The 9,735-nt window shown below is 54.3% G+C and carries 6 protein-coding genes and 1 pseudogene; 1 reads left to right on the plus strand and 6 read right to left on the minus strand.

Annotation, left to right across the window (positions count from 1 at the left end; translation table 11 throughout):
- A pseudogene (locus V8J63_RS27390) lies at window positions 1-260 on the plus strand (hypothetical protein); the annotation flags it as partial.
- A 324-nt stretch (window positions 261-584) separates the two neighbouring features.
- On the opposite strand, the gene V8J63_RS27395 reads toward V8J63_RS27390, so the two are convergent.
- The 6 genes from V8J63_RS27395 to tssI form a co-directional block, all read right to left on the minus strand.
- On the minus strand, window positions 585-1,412 hold the full coding sequence (locus tag V8J63_RS27395) for a glycosyltransferase family 2 protein (RefSeq protein WP_125926645.1): 828 nt from the start codon (window positions 1,410-1,412) through the stop codon (window positions 585-587).
- A gap of 156 nt (window positions 1,413-1,568) precedes the next feature.
- Complete coding sequence (locus tag V8J63_RS27400; RefSeq protein ID WP_125926644.1) at window positions 1,569-2,066, minus strand: hypothetical protein; 498 nt, start codon at window positions 2,064-2,066, stop codon at window positions 1,569-1,571.
- A 118-nt stretch (window positions 2,067-2,184) separates the two neighbouring features.
- A complete protein-coding gene (locus tag V8J63_RS27405; protein ID WP_232245609.1) occupies window positions 2,185-3,195 on the minus strand; it encodes a DUF6708 domain-containing protein in 1,011 nt (336 codons plus the stop codon).
- Between the two features lie 175 nt (window positions 3,196-3,370).
- Window positions 3,371-6,790 (minus strand): toxin VasX, encoded by a 3,420-nt coding sequence (locus tag V8J63_RS27410; RefSeq protein ID WP_336464949.1) that lies wholly within the window; start codon window positions 6,788-6,790, stop codon window positions 3,371-3,373.
- Window positions 6,787-7,659 (minus strand): DUF4123 domain-containing protein, encoded by an 873-nt coding sequence (locus tag V8J63_RS27415; protein WP_125926642.1) that lies wholly within the window; start codon window positions 7,657-7,659, stop codon window positions 6,787-6,789. The genes V8J63_RS27410 and V8J63_RS27415 overlap by 4 nt, the downstream gene beginning before the upstream one ends.
- Window positions 7,660-9,708, minus strand: coding sequence for a type VI secretion system Vgr family protein (gene tssI, locus V8J63_RS27420; protein ID WP_336464950.1), 2,049 nt, complete (start codon window positions 9,706-9,708; stop codon window positions 7,660-7,662). It abuts the gene before it with no gap.
- Window positions 9,709-9,735 lie beyond the last annotated feature (27 nt).

Consider the following 9,735-nt stretch of genomic DNA (forward strand, 5'->3'; position numbering starts at 1 on the left):
GTACCGGCGAACTGCGCAAGGCCCCGGGCAGCGATAACCCTGGTGGCGAGGCTTATCGTCAGGTTCAGGTGCAGCTGAAAATCAGCAAAATCGATTTGAAGACCAATCAGGTCACCCTCCAAAATCCATCCGGACAATCGAAGACGCTCGATGTGAAGAAGCCGGAGATTCAGGCCAAGTTGAAGGATCTGAAAGTAGGGCAGAGCGTTATTGTCACTTATACCGATATCTTGAAAGTGACCAGTCAGCACGATAGTTGAGTATTAGCTCTACAAGTTTATTGCTCTTGTACAACTTTATGTATGAGAGCAATCATATAAAGTTTTTTGTAAGACAATTCCCGGGGAAAATCGGTAAAACACAGTTTTTAACTTTTCAGTTCAAAAATTTCATGTTTGCCCATGACGACATGCCCACTTGTTTGAATTAAAATCCTCGCGTTCGCCCAGTGTCAGGGCTCTTTACCGGTGCATGGATTGCCAGGCCATTACACTGGGCGAACTCCACTACTTGCAAAAAGTTGTATACAGAATTAGCAAACAAAAAGGGCGACTTTTCAGTCGCCCTTTTTTTATTGTTTTCGATCAAGTCGAAGCTTGCATGCCGGCTTTGCCATACTGATCCTGCAAGCGTTTGAGGGTCTGCTGGTACATTTTTGTCCGGCGATGATCCTTGCCATACGTGCCCGCCGCCGCGACGGTGCCGGCCTGGATGTGATCCAGATAGCGGAAAATCTTCCGCGGCGAGAGGAACCTGATGCCATAGCCCAACCCGACCATTCGATCCTGAAGCGTGTAACCAGGCACCTCCTCATCCATACAGAAGTGCAAACCCAGCGACTTCATCAGCCGCGCATTCCACAGCGTGCAGAAACTTTTCAAATGGGTTTCTTTATACGGGCGTGGCGGCTTCGAACGCAGGCCAAGATGAACTTTGAGCCGACGAACATGATGTTTGCAGAACCGCGAAGTTAAACGCCAGGTATCACGCAGTAACCCACGATCAAGTTGCTCAACACAACCCACCGCCGCCATGTCCGCATTTTTCGTGCATTCGCGCATCATCATCGCAAACACTTCCATGTCGTAGACAAAGGTGTCGGTGTGCAGCAGAAACAAGTAATCGGTCTCAACTTTCGCCAAGGCCAGATCCAACGCCTTGCCATGGGCAATATGCCCCATTTCCTTGCCCGGCGACGGCCGCTCGATCAGATTGATCCAGTCCAGCGAACGCAAATAATCGAGGCTGGCATCCGCCGAATCGTTGTCCACCACCCACACTGCAATGCCCTGCGCCTGAACATGCTCACGCAACAGTTCCAGACACATGCGGGTGATGTCCGGGGTTTTGTAATTTACCAGGACGAGGCTGAAGTTGGGATGCGGTCGGGTAGGTAGATCAAAGGCTTTCATGTCGGAGGGACTCATCCACGGCTCAAGACGACAGGTTGATGAGCCGGGATGCTAGCGGGGGAAGCTTAGGTGAAGCTTAATTTGGGAGGGAGCCACCTGCGGGAATATGACGACGTATATGGTTGGAGACGACTGCCGGACCTCTCCATGCGATTGTCAGGTTCCGAAGTAAAGCTCATCCAGTTGGCGCTTGCGGATTGCCAAGTATTCGTCCCATACCTTGGGAAAGTCCTCATCTCTGGTTAGCGGAAAAGTCAGGTAGATGTGTTTTCCGACAACACTGACGTACTGGCGCGCACGTTTGAAGGCCGGCTGTTCGTATAGTGCGAGGCTTTCGTCGTAAGCGTCGTGATGGTGGCGAATCGTTACTCGATGAGGGGCAATCATCCCTCGCGCAAAATCGATCACCCAGTCGCCGTCTACGGCCGTATGCAAACAGCCGTAAACACCATCGACCGAGAGCAGGATGCAGGTGTTGGCTTGGTTGCCGTCCTCGTCGTTCGCTAGAACAATCTGGTCTGCGAAGTATTTGATCGTCTGGTTATCCGGACCCTGTAGAAGCAAGCCCCAGCCCTCGACGCCCATGCGAAACTCGCCGATGTTTTGAAAGGTTGCGGTCCATCGATTGGCAAGCGTTATCTGACGGGTATTCATGGGGGTTTCAGACTCGAAATTTCCGACTTATGGCGTCGGATAAACCGAAACAAATCGGCTTTACCTTTTAACAGATGTTAAGAATTAAAATAAATAGACGAACGTGGTTGCTCCCATTTCATCCATGTAACCCCGCCGCTTTGCACGCTTCGACGAACGTGGCGCCTTTTTTGTCCATGGCAGTCTTGACCATTTGATTGGCTTTCACCAATGCACCGCTGGGCTTGGCCCATTGCTCTGGTGGCAACGGCTGAGACCATGTTTGCACTTGTTCCGGAAGGGTAGGCCGCCCTTTGCGATGCGCCCATTCGGCTAGCATATAAGGCATCTTCCAGAAGCTCAGCACGCGCCACATGTACCAGCGGCGCAATGGCCAGTAGGATTTTTTCGAGTAACCGTAATGCTCGCGCTGCTCGGGCGTCAGTTCGTCGCCACCCTCGTCCAGCGACCCCATCGCGCGCGCGTCTTCGCGTTCGATTTCAAAAGTGTGTAGGCCTTCGTACGGTTTGAGCCGATCACCGGATGGAGTCAAACCCAGTGCCTTGAGCATCGGGTTTGGAGCATCTACCAACTGACCGTCTTCCATGTAATTACGAATTGACGTCCACATCCCTAAAGCATGTGCATCGCTGGGTTGTGGTAGCAGGAGGAATTGCACTTTGTCCTGCTCCTCATCCTCCAGACCCATGCCGAACGTGTACTGGCGAGTAGCGCCATAACTGGTGACGCCCTGAGTGTTGGAGACCCAGGCGACTACGCTTTCCCAAGGTACGATGAGGACGCGGCGGGTTTTGCTGTCGACGTAGCAGACTTCGCGGCGTTGGCGGTTGAAGCGGACGGGGTAGGTTTTTGCTGCTTTAAAGACGCCGGAGAGCATTCCGTATAAGTACGCACCAAGAGGGAGAATAAACAGTAGAGAGCCGCTAGCAAAAACCAGTAACGAGTCACCAATTAGGTCGACGAACCTTCGATCTATTCCGTGAGGGCTGAAAAGTGCGAGCCAAGCACAGATAAGCACCGGAGCAATGAATGCTGTCGTCAATGCCATCCAAATTCCAGCGGCAAGTATTTTTCCTTGTTCAACCATTCCCCAATTACTTCCGCCGAGTTCCAGGAATACTTCGTTCATCCCTGAAAAATTCCGGCGAGAGGATTGAGTTTGCCCTGTATAGACCGGTAATGGCGATAGAAACAGAGTTTCATTCATTCCACGGACGCGGACTTCTCCAGCCCTTGGCCTCTCGTTACGGATGTCCGCTGCGGCTTCAGAAGTAGTGAATTTAGCGCCGCGCTTGAAAAGGCTTTTAAGCATCGATGGTCCCCAAATCTTCTTTTTTGAACAATATGAATTGGGATTTACTTGTGCCAATCGGCAACGAGTCAGCAGAATCAAGCTTAAAGACACCGCGCGTTGGATCGCGCCTATAAGGTGAGCTAATAATATGCAGGTCACGGAGCACAAAGCAGGTTTCGTGCATTACGTCACGTTCAGCTTCCAATTGATAAGCGATGGTCAATGCCAAGGAAAAATCTGTGGTCTGCAATGAGTCACTGATCGGCAAATGAATTGTCAACGCTTCGCTGCCTTTACTGGCTACGACTAATCGACTAATCCAGGTTGTCGTGCACTCCCGCCATCTCAAGGGAAAAGGGCCGGGCGCGTAACCCCCTTTCTTTGGAACATCGCGATATTGCTGGTACGCTTTCAATTGCAATTTTCGAGTATCCATTTCCTGCGTGCTAACGCCTGGAATTATAAGCTTCAGATAGGTCTGCTTGGCATCACGAATCATTTCACAAGTAGGTTTTTGCACGACCTTTGCCAGTTCGTTCCATTCGTCCTGCATGCTGCGATTCTTAGTTTTGTTCCCCCAGACGCTGGACTCCATCCATTTTTGCAAGTCGTCCAGATTAAAATAGTTGTATAAACCCTCGCCCACCAGTTGCAAAGCAGTCGCGATCAGACCAATCAAGTTGGCGCGTGCGCCAATCGCCATAATTCTTGGACTCGCCTCTGCCCAAGCTAAAGCACGCAGTTCAGTCGGGCCTTTCATAATGTTAACAACGATTGAACTTGTACGTGTGGCAGCCCATGTATTTGTACCTACTAGTATTGAGTCACCACTGATTTGGAGAGTTGTAGCTCCTAATTCTTTGTAATCGCCTTTAGCCAAGGCCTTGCCCCATTGAATGGAGTGCTTACCCAAGTCAATAGAGGCGGAAATCGCGCCGAAACTGAAAGCGCCTACTCCGGCGACGCCCGTCCATCGGCCCAAGCGGCTAAGGGTATTGACCTTGCCTGTAGCACTAACCATTTCCGATAAATGAGCTTGAAATATTGTTACCGCCAAGCCTTGTACCGTAGCAAAACCAGCAGCCGAAAAACCTACGAGTGACTCAAATAAGTTCCACCAGTCAGATAACGACGGAACATCTTTTTTACCCATTGAACTTATCGCTTCAATAAACTTCTGCCCCTGAATCACGAACAACGCAAACGCAATCCCATCCCCCTTCGACCTCATGACCCCTGCGAGCGGCTTATTGAACGTCCCTGTAGCCCGGAAGTCTCGTACGGTCCGGCCCATCTCTGCCCGCAATTGCGGATCCAGACCATCGATCACCGTGCCGATTTTTGCCGGGCTGTCTCCGCCTACCGTCAACGCGTCGCAGAGCCTCTGTTCCAAAGGTAACAGCGAATTTTTGATTTGGGCAATTCGTTGGTTGTACTGCGTTTCACTGCCCGGCATGGCGGAGCCGGTGGTTTGCCGGGACAATTCGCGATTGCGCAACTTGTAGGTTTCCTTCAACTGCCCGCGCAGGTCCAACGCCTGATCTCGGGCAAGGTTGAAGGCGTTGATTTCGGCGGCAGACGCTGCACGCAATGTCAGCCCTTGCCGGGAAAACTCTCGCAGTAACTGTAAACGCGCAGGCGCTCCGATTTCGCGAATGTAGCTGTTGGCGTCGACGGTTTGTGCACGCGCGAAGGTTACGTAAGCTTTGTCCAACTGATCGGCAATTTTCATCTGTCGAGCCGGGTTATAGGCCTCGTCCAGCAAGCTTTGCATGCCCATGAACTGAGTGTTCAGTTTGGCGTAGTTGGGCAGGCGCTCGGTCATCAGACTGTGGAACTGATTGGTCAGGACGTTGACGTTGGCCAGGTTTTCCTTGGCGGAGATCACGTTGATCGAGAAACTGCTCAAGTCCGCGAGTTTTTTTGCTACGTCGACTTGTGCGGCCAGAGTCAGCGTGTCCAGCCCAGGTACGACGGTCAGCAGATTGGCTTCCATGTAAGCCGCAAGTTTCGCGACGGCCTTCGGGTCAGCACACATCGCGGCGACACAGACGAATTCAGTCTCCAGACGATGCTTGATTTGCGCATCGAGCTTGAAATCGTAGTACCAGGCGGCTCCGTGGAAGTAGCCACTGGTAAACATCGTCAGGCGATCATCACGAATGTTCTTCAACCGTCCGTGCCAGTGACTCAGCAGGATTTGCTGTTTGAGGAGAAATGCCTCCATCTCCGGTCGGTTAACCAAGTCATCGACGCCACGCTGACCGAGCTCCTTGCCATGCAAGGCGTACCAGCTTTGCAGGCTCAGTTTATTCAAGGTGTCTTGATGTTTACGGTATAACGGATTGCCCAGCGAATCCGTCATGTCCATGTACGCACGGGCATAAGGATCCTTTTCAGCCATTTTTCGCCAGTGCGCTTCGTCTCCATAGATCCCCGGATCTCTGTTATCCCGGCGAACCTTCAGATACTCATAAATCTTGTTCTGCTGCTCTTCGTTGGTGTCGTCTTTCAACGACTTGATATCAGGGTCTGTTTTGCTCAGAGCGTCAAGTCGGGGCCCATTGACGTCGTAGAGCGACTGTATGTAAGAGCCAGTAAGGTATTGAGCCTGGCATCGTTCATCAGCACTCCATTGTTCAATCCAGTCAGCCACTTTCAACTGCGCACTGGCCAGATCACGCATCACGCCAATGTCGTCTCGTAGCACCAGAAACAGGTAGTCGTTCTTGTACGGGCCTTGCACGTTACTGGTCAGACTTTCAATGGTGGTTTGCTTGAAGAGTGGCTGATCCTCCCAGTGATAGGCCACGCTTTCCTGCTGATTCGAACCCTCTGGTTTGGCATCGGATCGAGACTGATCCTCCTTGACCTCGGCCAGCCAGCTCTCCGCCTGCTGCTTACTCAGCAAATGCTCGCCACCCTTTTCCGGGCAGGCGCTTGTCAACTCGAGCTGCTGCATCAAGCGTTTGCGCTCATCCTTGGAGCTGAGCACTTGCGAGCATTTGAAAGCTGTCCACTGAATTTCGGAATAACTGGCGTAAAGCGTGTGAGATCGAGTGAAAATCAGATGCGGTTCCCCGACTGAACTGGTCCGAGTGTCGGCCGATACTTCCTGACTGTTCCACAGCAGCTTGGTGATCTGGCCTTTCTCGATCCGGTATTCGTGCAAGTAACCGGTGGTGCCATTGATAATGTACAGATACCCATCGCGCAGCAAACGAATGCCCAGCGGCTGGCTTTTGGTTTTGTACGGCATGGACACCTCGGCAGCTGGATCGAGATGTTGAACCAGGCCATAGCGCAGAGGCAGCAGTTGCACCTTCTTGTTCATCAACGGGCACACACCCATCGGCACTCGAGTGTCTTTCGCCGGCTTGGCCATTGCGGCGGTGTTGGCGCTGGGTTTAGGCGGTTGTTGAGTGGTCACGATTGGCTTCCTTGTCGATCGGCGGCACGGCGTTCGGCCAGTTCTGCAGCGCGCTCAACGCGTTTCAGTGGTGCTTCAGACGTCGATTGCGCGAGTAGCTGAACGATGTCGGGATGATCAGTGACCGGCTCACCAGCGAGATAACCGAAAACGTTCGCATAGAGGGTGATTTCCTGTTCAGAAGCGAAACCCTTTTGATAGGCATCATTCGCGAGTGCTTGCGCATAGGGCCGACGATCTTCAGATGCAAAAGTCGCCATGAAGTCCGCAAAGTACGTATGCAAATGCTCATTTAGATCAGATATGAAGTTACGAAATTCTACTTCGCCCAACGCAGTGAGTTCATCATCCGTCAAACGATAGGTCTCGGGTTCGGCTATAGCGGGTCGGGGGCGAATGTGCTGATGCCAGTTGATGCCAACTCCGTCCGGCAGGCAGACATGGCTGACCGGTCCGAACCATTTCGCGCTGCCCTTTTTTTCTGCCAATGCAAACAGCTGGTGCATGACCGCAGGGTCGGCAATACGGGGCATGACTTCTATGCCACTCGGGTGCTTCACGCTTAGCAAGTGACGCCAATGGCCCCACAACGAATGCGCATCTGCGTCGCTGAACAGCAGATAACCCCACTCCTCAGCCGCATGTTCTCTGAAGTACGCCAAGAGCGGATCGCTGGCACCTTTAAGCTCGATCAGATAAGGCGAAATATCTGACAACTCCTGCCAGCGAGTGGACTGATACAGGCTGTAGGCTTGGTTATCCCATTGAAACAATTGCTGCGCGAGATCGGGAACACTGACGCCATCCAGCAGCAGATAAGCTGGGGTTTCCCATGGCAGATCAATCGGAAGTGGCGGTAGCTCGATCATTTACTGTAGCTCCCTTTGCGCAGCCTGTTTGGCGGCTTCGCACACCGCACAAATCGGCTTCTTCTGCATCAACGCCTGCCTCTGCGCTGGCACCAGCAACTGCCCGGCTTTATCCGTATCCGCTTGCTTCAACGGCCCCGGCATCAAGGGCGCAGCACCAGTCCCACTGCCAGGGCTGCCACCGGAATTCATGTTGATCACCGGCCCGCTCATGGTCACGCCGCCAGCATCGATCTTGATGAAGCTGCCGCCGCCGACCAGGGTCAGCTCCGCACCGGCTTCCATCACCACTTTCATGCCGCTGCTCAGGTGGATTTCTTGCCCGGCGTCGATGAACTGTCCGGTGCCGATCTTGATGTGCTGGTTGACGCCGACGGTGAGGTGGTCGTTGGCGCGGGTTTCGACTTTGCGGTCGGCGTAGACGGTGTGGTGTTCTTCGGCTTTGAACTCCGTGTAGCTGTTTTGCTCGACGGTGTCGTGGCGTTCGTTGCCGACGCGGATTTTCTGATCGTGCTCGATGTTTTCGTCCCAGTCGCGCTGGGCGTGCAGGTAGATCTGTTCCTGGCCTTTTTTGTCTTCGATGCGCAGTTCGTTGTAGCCGCCACCACCCATCGAACTCAGGGTCTTGAAGGTGCTGCGGGTCTTGTTCGCCGGCAGTGGATAGGGGACGGTGTTTTCCTTGTGGTACAGGCAGCCGCTGATCAAGGGCTGGTCGGGGTCGCCCTCAAGGAACGTGACCAGCACTTCCATGCCGATGCGCGGGATGGCGATGCCGCCGTACTGGGCGCCGGCCCAGGCGCTGGAGACGCGCAGCCAGCAGCTGGTCTTGTCGTCGGCCTGGCCTTCGCGGTCCCAGTGGAACTGGACTTTGACCCGGCCGTACTCGTCGCAGTGGATTTCTTCACCTTTCGGGCCGGTGACCACCGCGCTCTGGCTGCCGAGAATGCGCGGTTTCGGGTGGCGTAGCGGCGGGCGATTGGGCACGTCCCACGGCGTGGCCTGGAAGCGGTTGCGGTAACCCTGATGGAAATCGTCTTTCAGCGCGGTGGTGTCGCTGGTCACCGACTCTTCGAGCACTTGCAGCTGTTTGCCTTCGTGCAGAACTTCGGTGAGCAGCCAGAGGTCGTTCCACTTGGCTTTCGGGTGTTCGGTCAGGGCGAGGAAATGACCGCTGACCAGCAACGGCTGATCACTCTTGCCTTCGGCCAATTGGAAGTCGCTGCGATGACGTTCGAGGGCGCGTTTGGCCAGGTGCTTGCCGCGCTCGCGGTCGATGAAGCGGCCCGGGTAATCGTAGTCTTCGAGGTCGGGCAGGGCGTCGCCACGGTTTTCGCTTTCCAGGGTCAGGCGCGGTTTTTCGAAGTCGTAGTCGCGGCGCGTGGTGCGGCTGGTGCGGGTTTCCAGGCGCAGGTCGAAACGCTTGATCACCGGGTTGCTGGCGACCATGCCGGAGTCTTGCTGATAGGGCACCGGGGCGAGTTTCGGGAACACCGTCTGGTCATCGCCGAAAACGAGCTTGTGCGCGTTGGCGCTGTGCTGGAAGTGGAAGTGAATGCCTTCTTCTTCGCACAGGCGCTGGATGAAGTGCAGATCCGACTCGTCGTATTGCACGCAGTAGATGCGCTCGGGATAGATCGAGCCGGTCTTGAATTCGTAGGCGTTGCCCTGAATGCCGTGCTCTTCCAGCACTTGGCCGATGATCTTCGGCACGCTGAGGTTCTGGAAGATGCGCTGGTTGATGCGGTGCGCCAGATACGCCAGTTGTGGGCGCAGGGTCACCGAATAACGGGTCAGGCGCTTGCCGGAATCGCCTTGCGCGGCGCGGTAGATCTGCCCATGGATGCCGCTGCCGTCAGGCGACAGCTGCAGAAAGGCCGGTTTGTGCAGCAGGGTTTCGAGGTCCAGCGACGGCTGCTCACTGACCAGCTCCACCTCAAAGACAAAAGGCTGGCTGATGGCTTCCCGGCCGGTGAGGGTAAACACCTGAAAGTCGGCGGAAAGCCCTTCGATGGTCAGGGCAAAGTGGGTTTCATTGGCCGGCGCGAACATCCCTTGTTCCTCGTGCTGTACAGCGGC

It is taken from the genome of Pseudomonas sp. CCNWLW23 (assembly GCF_037095675.1).
GTDB lineage: Bacteria > Pseudomonadota > Gammaproteobacteria > Pseudomonadales > Pseudomonadaceae > Aquipseudomonas > Aquipseudomonas atacamensis.